Source organism: Hyphomicrobium sp. (assembly GCF_036262015.1).
Taxonomy (GTDB): Bacteria; Pseudomonadota; Alphaproteobacteria; order Rhizobiales; family Hyphomicrobiaceae; genus Hyphomicrobium_C.
In genome coordinates, this window is record NZ_DATAJR010000008.1 from 472,667 (window position 1) to 486,342 (window position 13,676).

Sequence of the window (13,676 nt, forward strand, 5' to 3'; positions counted from 1 at the left end):
GGCCGGCAATGCTCGGACTCGAACAGCTCGAAAGACTTTGGAGCAATTTGCTCGCCTTAGGCACCAAGCGCCTGATCGCGCTGGGCCTTGTGGGCGTAGCTGTGTTCGCTTCGGTGGCGTTTGGCAGCTTCTATCTCAGCCGGTCCGACTACGACACGCTTTACACCGGTCTCAATGCTCAAGATGTCAGCCGAATTGGCGCCGTGCTCAAAGAAGCCGGCATTGGCTTCGACGTCAGCTCGGACGGCACCAAAGTGATGGTGCGGCGCGAGGAAACGGCACAGGCAAGAATGCTTCTCGCCGAGAAGGGCCTGCCGTCCAGTGCCAATGCGGGGTACGAGCTCTTCGACAAACTCGGTCCCATTGGCTTGACCTCGTTCATGCAAGAGGTCACGCGCGTACGTGCGATCGAAGGCGAGCTTGCGCGAACCATTCAAGCCATGAAGGGCATCAAGGCCGCCCGTGTGCACATCGTTTTGCCGGAGACTGGCTCGTTCCGCCGGGGGCGGCAACCGGCGTCCGCTTCGGTCTTCATTCGGACCGAGATGGCCGCCGATGCGAGCACGGCGCAAGCGATCCGCCATCTTGTGGCCTCGGCTGTTCCGGGGCTGACGATCGATGAAATCAGCGTCCTCAACGCAGACGGCACAGTTCTGGCATCGGCTGGCGATGCTAGCTCGACGGCGTCCAGCCGAAAGATCGAGCTTGAGAAGTCTGTCAGCAAGGACCTCGGTGACAACGTCCGGAAGACATTGGCGCCCTATCTCGGAATCGACAATTTCGAGGTTAGCGTCGCGGCGCGTCTCAACACGGACAAGCGTCTGACGAACGAGACGGCATTCGATCCGGATTCCAAGGTCGAGCGTTCATTGCGCGTCGTGAAAGAGAGCGGCAGCCAGCAGGAAGCATCCAGCAAGACTCCTGTTGGGGTGGAACAGAACGTTCCGAACCAGGGCGCCAACGGCTCAGGCGGCGATCAATCTAAGCGCTCCAATGAGCGGCGCGAGGATCTAACGAACTACGAACTCAACTCAAAGACCGTTCAGACGACGAGCGATGGCTATCGCATCGAAACGCTGACAATTGCGGTTGTTCTCAATCGTAAACGTTTGCTCGACACGCTCGGGGAGTCGGCCACTCCCGAGGCAATTCAGGCCAAGGTGAAGGAAGTCGAGCGGCTGGTCAGCACCGCGTCGGGATTCGACTCGAAGCGCGGAGATCAGATCAGCGTCGAGGCTGTCGAGTTCGTTCAAGGTCAGGGCATGGCTGAAGGCTATGAGACCGCAAGCCTGATGGGCCCGCTGATCGGGCTGGCAACCGGCCTCATCAAAGCCATTACCGTTCTCGGCTTGGTGTTCATCGTCGTGACATTCGGATTGAGGCCGGTGACGCGCCTTCTGCTGGATGAGAAGGAAGCGCAAGTGGCAGGTGGTGCGCTCGCGTCGGGGGCTGCTGCAGCCGACGATGGCTCTCTGCTGGCGAGCGAGGATAGCGATACGGCGCTGCAGATCGATTCTGCCGCTGCAGCCGAGCTGCTTGGTATCAAGTCCGAACCCAATTTGATCGAAGACATCACGAGCGACGTGACGCGGCTGTCGCAAAAGCGCCTGGAGCAGATGGTCGCTCTCGATGAAGAGCAGGCCGCCAATATCCTCAAGCAATGGATGCGGGAGCGGGCTGCATGACGACTGCGCTTCCCGTCGCGTACTATTTGAGAGATCTAAGCGGCGACGCAGAGCGGCGTGGCGGACGTGCTCTCGCGCAAGGCGGCGTGTCGGAGTCGGAGGCATTGATTTCCGACGCGCATGTGCGCGGTGTTTTGGAGGGCCGAGCAGCCGCACAGGTCGAGCAAGACGCGGTGCTTGGGCAGCTACAAGCTTCCTTCGACCAGAAACTTGCGACCGAGCGGCAGAGATGGGCGGCCGAGCAGGGCGCGCACCTCAGCGCGCTGATCGCGACAGCCTTCGAAGATCTCGAACAGCGTGTCGCCGAACGCGTCGGTAGTATTCTCAAACCGTTTCTCAGCGATAGCATTCGCGCAAAGGCTTTGGAGGAGTTGTCGGCTTCTCTCAACCTCATGCTGGCCAAGGGCGAATACGCCAAGATTGCAATTTCTGGGCCGAAGGATCTTCTGTCCGAGATTGAGGCACGCCTCAGCCAACGTCATGCAGGCGTGACGTTCGTCGAAAGTGACGGTGCAGATGTTGTCGTTTATGCCGACGGAACCATCATCGAGACCCAGATCGGCGCCTGGACGGAAGCCATTCAGAGAGGCAGCCCATGAGCGCCGATGGGGACGCGCCAGTTCCGCACGAGGTCGTAATTGTTCGCCGCAGGGGCGGCGACGGAGACGATGGCCATCACGGCGGAGCGTGGAAAATTGCATTTGCCGATCTCATGACGGCCATGATGGCTTTCTTCCTCGTCATGTGGCTCCTCAATGTCTCGGACAAGGAAAAGATCCAACAGATTGCAACTTACTTCAATCCTCTGAAGCTCAACTCCAAGCGTCCGACGATCAAGGGCGTCGAGGAGGAACGAGACACCGAAAAGGCCGCGCCTGTCACGGTTGGTCCCTCCGACAGAGGCGCCGACGTCAGTACGGTCGATGAAAAGAACAAGCGTCAGGCGCTCCACAAGCCGGGTGGAGACGGAGAGCTGGAAGACGGCGTTGCGCAAAAAGCCGAGGAGGATCTGTTCAACGATCCCTACGGCGTTCTTTCTCGTCTCGCATTGAAAGCGGAATCCGAATCTGAATCCGAGAAGGAGAGCAGCGCGGCCAAGAGCGACAACACGCTGCCGGGCGGCAACAGCAACACCAATCCCTTCGAACCGTTTCCCGAACAGAGCGTCACCAACAAGAGCGCGGCCCAAAGCGAGCATGAACAGATGACGCTGGAGGAACCGGGTGAGCATCCGCTTCCGCCAGGGCTCGAGAAGCCGCTCGAGGTCAAGCCGGATCTTGCGGAAGACGCGCCGGCGGATGCGACGTCTGCCAAGACAACGACGTTCGCTGGGGCGCCCGATGCGTCAGCGCCGGAACAGTCGGCAAGAGACAAGGAAGCGGAGCAAGCGCTTAATGCGGAGATCATGAAGGCGCTCAAGGATCTCGCACCGGACAAGAAGCCATCGATCGATGTGCGTCTTGTCAGCGAGGGTGTTCTTATCAGCCTTACGGACGATTTCCGTTTCGGAATGTTTGCCAGCGCTTCGGCCGAACCGCGGCCCGAAACGGTGGTCGTGATGGAAAAAGTTGCGAAAGTACTGGCCGAGCGTGAGGGTGAAATCGTTGTACGCGGTCACACCGACGCGCGGCCGTTCAAATCCGAAAGGAACAACAACTGGCGCCTCTCAATGGAGCGCGCGCAGATCGCCTATTACATGCTTGCGCGCGGCGGCGTGAAGGAAAGCCGGTTCGATGCGATTGAAGGACATGCCGACCGCAATCTCAAGATTCCATCAGATCCCAATGCGGCCGAGAACCGCCGCATCGAGATACTCCTGAGGTTATCCAAGACGTGAGCGCTTCATTCGCCTTACGCCTGGTCGCGATAGTGGCCGCAGTCGCAGCCTTTTCCCCGGTTGCCATGGCGGCCTCCGGTCATGAAGACGTTGCTGTACCCGCGCCGGCTGAGCAGGCGGAGTCTGCAACGCCAGGTGAGGCCGGAGAGGCTGCCTCGGCTGAAAAAAAGGCTGATGAGACGGATGCGCACGGAAAAAGTGCAGGAGAGGGTGAGCATGCGGCTGCGCCGGAGGGCGAAGCGGCGGCCCCACCTCCGCCGTCGCTTTGGCCGGAGGTTCCCGCTGTCGAAACTGCGAAACAACCTTATGTTCTGATCCGCAGCTTACGGGCGGTGCAGGACGAAGTTGCTTCCGGAAGCACTGAGGCTCATGCGCGCCAACGCGACCTGATGCGCGACTTGAGCAGAGAGATGCGCGATCTTCCCGTTGGCGTGTGGGACGACGTGCGTAACGCACGCGCCGCCACTTATTTTGTTCTCAGTGGTGGCGATCCGGCGGTTCTGAAACTCGTGCTTGGCCGCGAAAAGACGCCTTACCTCGAGCGGCGGCTGCTCAAGGGCGCGCTTGCCTATGGTGAGGGCCGTTTCGTCGATGCGCTCGGCGTTATGCACAAGATGGAGGCGCGCAAGCTCGATCCCCTCCTTGCGGGGATGGTCGCCCTCATCCAAGGGACGTTGATCCTGAAAAAGGAACCGCTCAAGGCTGTTGCGTTCTTTGACGAAGCGCGTCTGCTGTCGCCTGGGACGCTGATCGAGGAATCGGCGTTGAGACAGCAAATTCTTCTCGTGGCACGCGAGGGAGAGCTGGAGCGTTTCGATCTGCTCGCGTCGCAGTATTCGCGCCGCTTTCCGCGCTCTCTCTTTGCCAAAAGTTTCCGGCGCCAGTTCTTCGCCGGTGTGGCGCGGCAGAACTTCAAGCGCGCCTCAGAGTGGATTTCTCGGACAGAAACCGAGCTCATGAAAGCGCCACCGGCCGAGCGGGTCGGCCTCTATCTTGCGATTGCCGAAGAGGCAATCAAGGGAGGCAACGTCGGCATAGCGCAATTCGCGGCCGGCAAAGCGCGCGATTTGGCGCAACCCGGAAGCCGGTCGCTCGAGCGTGCAATGCTGTTTGAAGCTGCAGCGCTCGTTGTCACAGAAGATTTCGAGAAAGGCGTGCAAGCGCTCAACGCCTTGGATGTCTCGAAACTTGGAACGTCGGATCGTGATCTTCGGGATGCCGCGCTCAGGGTCGCCACGTCGGTCGGGAAGTGGCCGGAAGTTGCGGAAGCTCCGACAAATGAAAAGCCGCCGGAATCTGTCGGGCGGGCCGAATCCTTGCTTACAAAAGTCGATTCTCTTCTAGAGGGGGTGCCGCAGTGACTGCAGCACAAGCATTGACATCCGCATTGACGTCTTCGTCGCCGAGTTCACGTTCGACGGACAGCCGCCGCTCGGACGCGGGTGACTCGTCGTTCCGCGATACGCTCGACTCGGCCTCGCGCTCGTCGGATCATGCTCCGAGTGAGCGCTCCTCGCGCCTTTCCACGACGGGAAAAGGTGGTAAGAGCGATAGCGGTTCTCGCGATGACGGCGATAGGGAAGCGAAAGGGGATCGCGAAAGCGATGTCGCGCAACGCACGGATCAGATGAGCGCAACTGAGTTGTCGCTTATGATCGCAGCACTCGGCGGGTCGGCTCAGGTCTCCGACGACACGAACAATTTCGCCGCCTCGGACGATGCGCAAGCGAGCGCAGCGGCTGCCGCAATCGACATGCCCGATGCGTCTGACGCGGGCCCGTGGATGCCAGGTCAGGTTGATGAAGGTGAACAAGATCTCGATGTCAGCCAGTTGCTTGCGCTCTTGAAATCGTCCGCGACATCCGGTTCCGAGCAGCCGAATGACGTCACACGCGTCGATATCAAGGCAACGGTGGTCGCGCAGGAAACACATCTCGCGGTTGAGGGGCCGCCACCAGAAGCTCTTGCGGCTCTTCCGGCACCTCAGCCGGAAGCTGACGCGACCGTCGTTCCTGAAGGCGAGGGGGACGCGTCGCTCAATGCGGCCATGTCGAAGGCTACCGGCTCAAGCGAGACAGCGTCTGCCCGTAGCCGCGTCGATACTCAATCCGGCGATGTGAAAGCAGATGCGGACGCTGCAGGTGCTCGTCGGGCTACGCCTGTGACGACCGAGGGTAGCCGTGGCGCTGCGTTTGCTGGACCGGGTATTGCCGGTCAGGATAGCGGTCAGCAGGATGGCCGCGGTTCTTCGGGTTCGAACTCGCAGCAACAGAACAGCAGCGTGTTTGCGTCCTTGGTCAGTGGCATCGAAAATGCTCGCGCTGCTGCCGAAGCACCGGAATCGTCCGAGTCCTTCGAGCCGCTGAGCGATCAGATTGCACGCGAGGTAAGAGCGGAACTGCGTGCGGACGGCATTGGCGACAGCTCGTCGGATGGTGTGGTGAAGGTTCTGCAGATCGAGCTTAAGCCGGCCAATCTCGGCAGTGTAACCGTACGCCTCGCGCTCAAGGACAATGCCATTTCCGTGCATCTCGAGACGCAGCGTCGTGACACGCTCGCCGTCATCGAGCGCGAACGCGATGCCCTCGTGAGTGCGCTATCCTCGCAAGGCTACTCGGTCGATGGCATTACAACTGCTTCGCAGGGCGACGGCTCGCGGCTGAGCACCTCGATGGGCTTCGGTGACAACGGCTCGTCCGGTGCTCAAGGTGGAATGCAGGGCCAGGGCAACCAGGGCCAGGGGCTCGGCAACTCGTCTGGCGGTGAAGGGCGTTTTGGCCAGTCCCAGCCTGGAAACGACGCCTACCGTCCCCCATCTGACAGTAAGGATGACAGTGCGAGAGGTATTCGCAGCGGTGGCGAAGGGCTCTATGTTTAACGAAATGTAACCGGATCGATTTGCGTTAGAGTTCAGTATGAGCGTTGTTCCATTCCCGTCTGGTCGAAGAGCGACGAGAGCGATGACAACAGGACTTCTTGGGCCGTACAGGCTCGCCTACGACGATATCACCAACACCATTCCGCGGGTGGCGCCGGGGGCCTTCGTGCTCGGTCACAAAGGCCCGGATGGCAAGTTCTACGTCCACTACGTGGGACGGGCGGACACCGACATTCGCGACAAGCTCCTTCAGCTCATCGGCTCGGGGAACCTGTTCAAGTACAGGTGCTCGACGACGAGCGAGTTGGCCTTCCACGCCGAATGCGAGCTGTTCCATGATTTCCAGCCGCCGGGGAACCGTATGCACCCCGATCGGCCGGCTGGCACTAATTGGGAATGTCCGAGGTGCCGGTTTTTTCGCCTTCAAGGGCGAGCATAGCCATGATGTCGCTCAGCGCGGCTTGATAGCCGTGATGCCAGTACGCGCGCTCCGGCGTGTGGGCGTCGAGGTGCCGTTGATCGACGTCCGTATAAGGTGCTTCCTCCTCGAGCCACTCGCGAATGTTGTCGCGACGCTGGCGGAGCATGGACACGCTGGATTTTTGGAACATGTTTGAACGACCCTGACCCAAGTTTTTTGGCGTGCCGTGATTGATCCGGCAGCCTCATACTTTGTACCTCAGGGCCTCTTGCAGGCGCCTTAGGCGGGGCAGGAAAAGTTGGCTCAAATTTTACGGGTTTGCTTGTGCCATTTCGAGACAGGTGGGAAGGCAACCGTAACGACCGCTTGTGACCAAAAGGCGATTCGGCGCAGCCTTAGTGGATCTCCGGTAGCACATCGCCAATTCGGCGCGTCTTAGCCGCCGGTTTGCTGCGGGGAGCTTGGTTTTCAGCGGGTGCTTTTTCGACGATCTCAGTGGCGATCCGGCGAATCCACGTGTCGATGGTGGCGTCTGGATTGCGTCCCTGGGCGACGTCGCTGGCGACGGCATTGGCCAATGCGCGGGCTAGAGTCGTGGCGCGCGTCTCACCCAAGGGGCGGGAGAGTTCGCCGAGTGCCGAGATTCTTGCGCGAAGGTTTGCGGAAAGCTGCATGTTGCACCAAAACGAAGACATGTCCGTTCTACGCAACTGCCGTGCCAGGACTGGGCTCTAGTTCACGCGTCCGCGCAGCCTAGGGGCGGCGGGATGACGGCGTCAGCTTTACGCAAGGGCGTCGGGTTAACAAGTCTGGCCGGAGGCTCCAGATCCCTGCCATGCACAGCTTTTATCTCGATGCGATCCGCAACTTTGAGGGCTTCACTCCGAAGGCTCAGTGGGATTACGCGCAGCATACGAATGGATATGGGACCAAAGCTCGGTTCGCCGGTGAGGTCGTCGACCGTGTGGAAGCGGAGCGCCGTTTTCAAAGTGAGATTTCTGCGGCGCGCTCTATCGTTGAGAAGGCCGCGCCTGAGCTGGACGATGGCACCAAAGCCGCGCTCACGTCGTTGACCTACAACGCGGGATCAGCGTGGGTCAAAAGTGGTCTTGGTGACGCCGCGCGCAGCGGCGACCTCGAGTCCGTGCGCGAGATCTTCCAGAAATACAACAAGGCTGGTGGGGAAGTCCTCCCCGGGCTGGTAAGCCGCCGGTCGCAGGAGGCTCTTTGGATCGGTAATCCTGACGCCCTGTCGGGAACGGGTTCGTCTGCATCGGTTAGCCCCAACACATTGCCGCCGGTCGTAATGGACCAGAACCAGAGCGCGGCTCAGGTGGCTGAGATGTTGCGGACGCCGGCGCCAGCGGAGACGCGAACGGCCAGCCCATCCGAAAGTGTTGTGATCGAACGAGGGCCGCGAGCCGAGCGTTCGGCAGCTCTAAAGGGGCTGCTCGATAGCGTTGCGAGTGATGCGCTGGCTGCTCTTGCGAATTCGGATCTCGTCGGGCCAGGCGGGGTCGGCGACATCGCGCGGATGGCGCAGCTCGATCGCGGCAGCACCCTTGCCAAAGCCGATGGTGGCCGGGTGGACCGGGAAAAAGAAACGCGGCGGATTTAGTCCGCCGCGCGTTCTCAATTCAATTGTGATGCGGTGATCAGCCTGCGCTGCGGAAGCGTGCGGCTGAGAGGGCCGTTGCACCGAATCCTGCCGGAAGGGCGCTTGGTGCCGGATCGGGGCGCACTGCGAAGCGGGATGTGGTGTTGTCAGATGTCGCGGCAGCGGGTGAGCCGGCGCGCATGAAAATCCCACGTTGTTCAGGGTGGCCTACGAGATCGGTCTTGAGGCCAATCAGGCTCTCGGATGCGCCAAGCGTGAGGAAGCCATCGGGAGCCAAGATGCGTGTCATGCGCGCGAGGATGTCGGTCTTTCGGCTGGCGTCGAAGTAGATCAGAACGTTGCGGCAGAGGATAATGTCGAAGCGGCCGAGCGACGTGAAATCCGACAGCAGGTTGAGCTGCCGGAAGGTGACCTTCGAACGCATGTTGTCGGAGATCTGCCAGCTGTCGCCGATCTGATTGAAGTGGCGCAGCAGCATGGGCGCGGGCAATCCGCGCTGGACCTCAAACTGCGAATATATTCCCTTGCGTGCCTTATCGAGGACCTGCTCGGAAAGATCGGTGCCGATGATCTCGACCTTCCAGCCCGGCATGCGGGCTGCATGTTCGTCGAGGATCATGGCCAGAGAATAGGCTTCCTGCCCCGTGGATGCAGCGGCGGACCAAATGCGGAGGCGTTTTTCGTTCTGGCGCGCGGTGAGGAGCGCCGGGAGCATCACCGAACGGAACTGGTCGAACGGCGATTTATCCCGGAAGAAGTACGTCTCATTGATCGTCATCGCTTCGATGACGTCCTTGGCGAGCTTCGGCGACTGACCTTTCTGGAGCAGGAGAACCAGCTCTTCGAGACCGGATAGCTTTTCGCGCCGGACGATCGGCATGACGCGACTTTCAACGAGGTATTTCTTGCTTTGCTCCATCACGAGTCCGGAGGAGCGGCGCAAGTATTCGCAAAGAGCGTCGAATGCTTGGGACATATTACGCATCACTACTGAAAGGTTGAGCCGAAGTCGGCGGAGGCCCGTCGGGCCTCATGTGTGCGGGGCGAGTGTCAGACCATGCCGATCTGTTCGAGCTTGGTGCGAATGATTTCCTGATCGAACGGCTTCATGATGTACTCGGTGGCGCCTGCCTCGAGTGCCGTCAGGATCTTGTCGCGCGTGTTCTCGGTGGTGCAGAAGACGACCTGAGGTTCGTCACCACGCGGCATCTTGCGCAGCTTGGTCAGGAACTCGAGACCGCTCATGACGGGCATGTTCCAGTCAAGCAGGATGAGGTCGGGAAGTGCGATCTCGCATTGCTCGAGTGCGTGGGCGCCGTCCTTGGCCTCCGACACCTCGAAACCCATGTTGTCGAGAATCTGCCTGGCGATCTTGCGGATGAACGAGGAGTCATCCACGACGAGCGCTTTCTTCATGTTACTCACCCTTTTACGCTACAAGAAAAAACTTACTGGGTACGCAAATTCGACCCTTCGGACCGGTGAGCCCGAAGGGATTTCTTAGTTCGCAAAATCGAAGAGAGCTTCGATGTTGAGAGCGGGAACGAGGAGATTTCCGACCTTGTAGAGCCCGGCCATAAAGCGAGATCTTGCGGGGTCGAAGTGGGCGGGAATTTGCACCTTCATCGAGGCGTCGAGCGTCAGAACGTCTCCGACTTCATCGACGATGAGTGCGAAGTTCTCGCCCTTGTGCTCGATACCGATAGCCAGCGAGTTGTGCACTTCGTCGACCGGAATTCCGAGACGACGGCGCAGGCTGACGGCGGTGACGATCTTGCCGCGCAGGTTGACCAGACCGACGATATCGATCGGGCCAAGCGGAATGGGCGTCACGCTGGTGATGCGGAAAATGGTCTGCGTATGCAGGACGGAAAGTCCGAAGGCTTCTCCGCCCGCGAAAACCGTGAAGTAGCTTTCTTCACCGGCGGTCGGAACATCCGAAGTCGTGTGGACGGCGACGGCGGCGCTCATGCTGCAATCTCCATGCTCGTGGCCTTGGCGTCGGCCGCGGCGTCAAGGGCGTAAGCCAGGGTCTCGAGAAGGGTGTGACGATCGTGCTTGCTCAGCAGAGCAGTCATGCCGTTCTCTGTGGCGATGCGGGACGTTCTGCCGTTCGGAGTCGTGCTGATGCCGATCGCCGGGATGCGAGCTGCATCCTTTCGATCGCGCAACGCCTGAAGGAACTTGGGCACTTGGAGCGCCGGAGCGTCCGCGTCCAGAATGATGGCATCGAACGAAGTAAACTGGTTGAACAACTCGCTGATATCCGAGGGGATCGTTGTCGCAACGAGGTTGTATCCAGCGGCTGAGAGAGCCGGGCAGAGCATGTCGCGAACGAGTTGGTCGTCAGCTGCGAAAAGTACGCGCTGGGGCGCGGTTCCGCTCTTGCTTGGCGGATCGGCCATGCGGATGAAATGCGCCACATCGATGAGTTCGACGGCCTCGCCGCGGATTTCCGCCGAGCCGACAAGCTCGGAGTTGGCGCTGGCGAGCTGGATCTCGAGCTTCTCCTCGAGAATGTCGACGATTTCGTCGGTCATGAGACCGATGGAGCGCTTTTCGGTCGCCACTACGAGAACCGGATATGACGGACGCGACATGTCGATCTCGGGGGAGATCGGGACGATCGGCATCAGGCGGCCCTGGAGGAGAACCATGAGGCGACCGTCCGAGCTTTCGATCCGGGACGTCTCGACCATCTCGATGCGCGAGACGAGCGAGAGCGGCAGAACCTTCGGCGCCCCCGAGCCAGCGCGGAACATGACGAGACGACGGCGTTCGAGCGCGTTCTGGTCGCGAAGCTGCTCGCGCTTCTTGTCGCTGGATTTCTCGATGCCGAGGTTGGCAGCGATGCCGGCCGGATCGAGGATGAGAACGACGGAGCCATCGCCAAGGATGGTGTGGCCGCTGAAGACCTTGAGGTGTGCCAACGACGCGCTGAGCGGCTTGACGACGATTTCCTGAATATCCGCGACGCTGTCGACGATGATGCAGAAGGAGTCGGTGCCGACGCGCATAACGACAGCGAGCTTTTCGCTTTCGTCGCTTTCGGACGTGGCGGACAGCCCAACGACCTCTCGCAGTTCGACGGCGGGAATGACTTCCTCGCGCAGCTTGAGAACAAGTGCGTTCTGGACGTTCTGGATCAGGTCTTTGTAGTTTCGGCCGAGGCTGACCGCCTCGACAACTGAGGTCTGGGGAAGTGCGAAACGCTGGCCAGCAACCTCGATGATGAGCGCCGGCGCGATGGCAAGCGTCAGAGGGATGCGGAGCGAGAAGCGGCTGCCTTTGCCCTCGACGGACGAGAGCGAAACGGAGCCGCCGATTGCTTCGATGTTCGAGCGGACGACGTCCATGCCGACGCCGCGGCCGGAGACGTTGGATACGACCTGAGCCGTCGAGAAGCCAGGCTCGAAGATGTAGCGATAGATCTCTTCATTGCTCATCGAGCGGAGATCTTGCTCCGTCGCGAGGCCCTGCGAGGTGATCTTTGCCTTGATGCGCTCGGTGTCGAGGCCCTTCCCATCGTCGGCAATGTCGATCGTGATCTGACCGGCTTCATGCGCCGCGGAGACACGAATTTCGCCACGCTCGGGTTTGCCTTTCGCAAGACGCTCCTCGGGCCGTTCGATGCCGTGGTCGGCGCAGTTGCGAATGAGATGGGTCAGAGGATCGCGGATGACTTCGATCAGCTGGCGATCGAGCTCGGTATCAGCGCCTTCGGTGATGAGGTCGATGTTCTTGCCAAGGCTCGTCGACAGCTCGCGCACCAGGCGAGGCAGGTTGGCATAAAGACGACCGACCGGCTGCATGCGGGCGCGCATGACGGCGTCCTGCAGATCGCTGGTCAGCGTCGAAAGGTGCTGAAGGGGTGTCTTGATGGCGTCGTCTTCGCGATGACGCGCCAGCTCAAGGAGCTGGTTGCGGCTCAGCACAAGCTCGGAGACGAGCTGCATCATGCGCTCGATGGTCTCGACCGACACGCGAATGGATTCCTGGTTCGCGGTGGAACCACCCTGTTTTGGCTGAGCGTCCGATTTGCCTTCCTTCGGAGCAGGCTCGGCCTTTGGCTGTGAGGGAGCTGCTGCAGCTGCGGCGACGGGTTCGGCAGAAACGCTCGGGACCTCTACGATGGGTTGGGAAACCTCGGCGATTGGAGCCTGCTCGCTCACGGCGGGTTCCGCTGCTTTGGCGCTGGTCTCTGCTGCCGCGGTGTCGGAGCCCTGAGCATAGTAGGCTTCGAGCGCGTTGATGATCTCGCTGTCGTCACCGGGCGGCTCGCCGCCGTTGCGTCCGATTTCCTCGATGATGGTCTTGATGCGGTCGATAGCGGCGAGAATGATCGTAACGGAATGCTGCGTCGGCGCAACGCCGTCGCGGAGCATGCCCATCACGGATTCGGCGGCGTGGCCCACCCGCTCGAGGCGCTCAAGGCCAAGGAAGCTCGATGTTCCTTTGATGGTATGGACGAGCCGGAAGATGCTGGTGATGAGGGACATGTCGGAGGGATTGCGCTCGAAATGCACGAGCTGTGTTTCCGCTCCCTCGATATGTTCCGTCGTCTCCGTCAGAAAGTCGCGCAGTAGCTCGTCCATTGAAAATCCCCCTCGGCGTTCGACGCGCCTGTTCTTCTTACGCGACGCACGGAATCAGCCGGTCCGCCATTCCCTGGGGCGTCTCGGCTCCTTGTTCCCGACCGTTGTTGACGAGGTCAGATGCGCGGTTCAAAGCGCTGCGGATTGCGCACGAAGCATTTTCGCAGAAATCGGACACGCGCGACGGATCGAGTTCGCCCTCGGGATTGCGGTGTGCGCGAATGACATCGATGCTGGCCATAGCCATTGCGTTGATGCCATCGATGATGCCTTCAAACTCGCGGCGGAATCCTTCGTCGAGACCCTCGTAAATCTCAAGCGCGCGTGCACTGCCGGGAAGAAGCGACTTGGCGAAGTATTCGCGGTAGGTGACGGGCTGCCATTCGAGCAGTTCGTCGAGCATTTCCGGAAGCAGGGTCGGCAGGTTCTCGATCAGAAGGAGCACTTCGTTGAAATGATTGAGATAGTCGTTGGCAATTCCCGATGCGGGATTGACCAGGCATGCCGCCCGCTCTTCCAGGGAGTCGACAGTTCCGGTTGATCCGGTCTCAGTTTCAGCGATTGCCATCTTTTGCCGCCCGCGTTGAAGTTTCCGCTCAATTCTCCGACGATACTCCACACCGTTACCTAAAATTCAGTTAC

General features: G+C 60.4%; 13 protein-coding genes. 6 read left to right on the plus strand and 7 right to left on the minus strand.

Annotation, left to right across the window (positions count from 1 at the left end):
* Positions 1 to 8: 8 nt before the first annotated feature.
* From fliF to VHO05_RS11005, 5 genes are read left to right on the plus strand one after another with little or no spacing between them, the layout of a single operon-like run.
* On the plus strand, positions 9 to 1,685 hold the full coding sequence (fliF, locus tag VHO05_RS10985; RefSeq protein WP_329646623.1) for a flagellar basal-body MS-ring/collar protein FliF: 1,677 nt from the start codon (positions 9 to 11) through the stop codon (positions 1,683 to 1,685).
* Positions 1,682 to 2,284: a hypothetical protein gene (locus VHO05_RS10990; RefSeq protein WP_329646624.1), complete on the plus strand. Its 603-nt coding sequence runs from the start codon at positions 1,682 to 1,684 to the stop codon at positions 2,282 to 2,284. The genes fliF and VHO05_RS10990 overlap by 4 nt, the downstream gene beginning before the upstream one ends.
* A complete protein-coding gene (locus VHO05_RS10995; RefSeq protein ID WP_329646625.1) occupies positions 2,281 to 3,522 on the plus strand; it encodes a MotB family protein in 1,242 nt (413 codons plus the stop codon). The genes VHO05_RS10990 and VHO05_RS10995 overlap by 4 nt, the downstream gene beginning before the upstream one ends.
* A complete protein-coding gene (locus VHO05_RS11000; protein WP_329646626.1) occupies positions 3,519 to 4,883 on the plus strand; it encodes a hypothetical protein in 1,365 nt (454 codons plus the stop codon). Before VHO05_RS10995 ends, VHO05_RS11000 begins: the two co-directional genes overlap by 4 nt.
* Positions 4,880 to 6,400, plus strand: a complete 1,521-nt coding sequence (locus VHO05_RS11005; protein WP_329646627.1) for a flagellar hook-length control protein FliK — start codon at positions 4,880 to 4,882, stop codon at positions 6,398 to 6,400. Before VHO05_RS11000 ends, VHO05_RS11005 begins: the two co-directional genes overlap by 4 nt.
* 386 nt (positions 6,401 to 6,786) lie before the next feature.
* On the opposite strand, the gene VHO05_RS11010 is transcribed toward VHO05_RS11005, so the two are convergent.
* Together VHO05_RS11010 and VHO05_RS11015 are read right to left on the minus strand one after the other, a co-directional pair.
* Positions 6,787 to 7,011, minus strand: a complete 225-nt coding sequence (locus tag VHO05_RS11010) for a hypothetical protein (protein ID WP_329646628.1) — start codon at positions 7,009 to 7,011, stop codon at positions 6,787 to 6,789.
* Positions 7,012 to 7,216: 205 nt separating this feature from the next.
* On the minus strand, positions 7,217 to 7,516 hold the full coding sequence (locus tag VHO05_RS11015; protein ID WP_329646629.1) for a hypothetical protein: 300 nt from the start codon (positions 7,514 to 7,516) through the stop codon (positions 7,217 to 7,219).
* A 140-nt stretch (positions 7,517 to 7,656) separates the two neighbouring features.
* On the opposite strand from VHO05_RS11015, the gene VHO05_RS11020 reads away from it, so the two are divergent.
* Positions 7,657 to 8,439, plus strand: a complete 783-nt coding sequence (locus VHO05_RS11020) for a lysozyme (protein WP_329646630.1) — start codon at positions 7,657 to 7,659, stop codon at positions 8,437 to 8,439.
* Positions 8,440 to 8,476: 37 nt separating this feature from the next.
* Here the strand turns inward: VHO05_RS11020 and VHO05_RS11025 are convergent, their stop codons facing one another.
* The 5 genes from VHO05_RS11025 to VHO05_RS11045 all read right to left on the minus strand — a co-directional run bounded on the left by VHO05_RS11025 (position 8,477) and on the right by VHO05_RS11045 (position 13,602).
* On the minus strand, positions 8,477 to 9,415 hold the full coding sequence (locus VHO05_RS11025; protein WP_329646631.1) for a protein-glutamate O-methyltransferase CheR: 939 nt from the start codon (positions 9,413 to 9,415) through the stop codon (positions 8,477 to 8,479).
* A 74-nt stretch (positions 9,416 to 9,489) separates the two neighbouring features.
* Positions 9,490 to 9,855, minus strand: a complete 366-nt coding sequence (locus tag VHO05_RS11030) for a response regulator (RefSeq protein WP_329646632.1) — start codon at positions 9,853 to 9,855, stop codon at positions 9,490 to 9,492.
* An 84-nt stretch (positions 9,856 to 9,939) separates the two neighbouring features.
* Complete coding sequence (locus VHO05_RS11035; RefSeq protein WP_329646633.1) at positions 9,940 to 10,410, minus strand: chemotaxis protein CheW; 471 nt, start codon at positions 10,408 to 10,410, stop codon at positions 9,940 to 9,942.
* Entirely contained in the window at positions 10,407 to 13,034 is a 2,628-nt protein-coding gene (locus VHO05_RS11040) for a chemotaxis protein CheW (RefSeq protein WP_329646634.1), read from the minus strand. The genes VHO05_RS11035 and VHO05_RS11040 overlap by 4 nt, the downstream gene beginning before the upstream one ends.
* 37 nt (positions 13,035 to 13,071) lie before the next feature.
* Positions 13,072 to 13,602: a hypothetical protein gene (locus tag VHO05_RS11045; protein WP_329646635.1), complete on the minus strand. Its 531-nt coding sequence runs from the start codon at positions 13,600 to 13,602 to the stop codon at positions 13,072 to 13,074.
* Between the last annotated feature and the right edge of the window lie 74 nt (positions 13,603 to 13,676).

Coding starts and splice junctions, on each gene's coding strand:
- VHO05_RS10990 (WP_329646624.1), top strand. CDS start 1,682: ATGACGACTGCGCTTCCCGTCGCGTACTATTTGAGAGATCTAAGCGGC.
- VHO05_RS11040 (WP_329646634.1), bottom strand. CDS start 13,034: ATGGACGAGCTACTGCGCGACTTTCTGACGGAGACGACGGAACATATC.
- fliF (WP_329646623.1), top strand. CDS start 9: ATGCTCGGACTCGAACAGCTCGAAAGACTTTGGAGCAATTTGCTCGCC.
- VHO05_RS11015 (WP_329646629.1), bottom strand. CDS start 7,516: ATGTCTTCGTTTTGGTGCAACATGCAGCTTTCCGCAAACCTTCGCGCA.
- VHO05_RS11010 (WP_329646628.1), bottom strand. CDS start 7,011: ATGTTCCAAAAATCCAGCGTGTCCATGCTCCGCCAGCGTCGCGACAAC.
- VHO05_RS11035 (WP_329646633.1), bottom strand. CDS start 10,410: ATGAGCGCCGCCGTCGCCGTCCACACGACTTCGGATGTTCCGACCGCC.
- VHO05_RS11045 (WP_329646635.1), bottom strand. CDS start 13,602: ATGGCAATCGCTGAAACTGAGACCGGATCAACCGGAACTGTCGACTCC.
- VHO05_RS10995 (WP_329646625.1), top strand. CDS start 2,281: ATGAGCGCCGATGGGGACGCGCCAGTTCCGCACGAGGTCGTAATTGTT.
- VHO05_RS11025 (WP_329646631.1), bottom strand. CDS start 9,415: ATGTCCCAAGCATTCGACGCTCTTTGCGAATACTTGCGCCGCTCCTCC.
- VHO05_RS11030 (WP_329646632.1), bottom strand. CDS start 9,855: ATGAAGAAAGCGCTCGTCGTGGATGACTCCTCGTTCATCCGCAAGATC.
- VHO05_RS11020 (WP_329646630.1), top strand. CDS start 7,657: ATGCACAGCTTTTATCTCGATGCGATCCGCAACTTTGAGGGCTTCACT.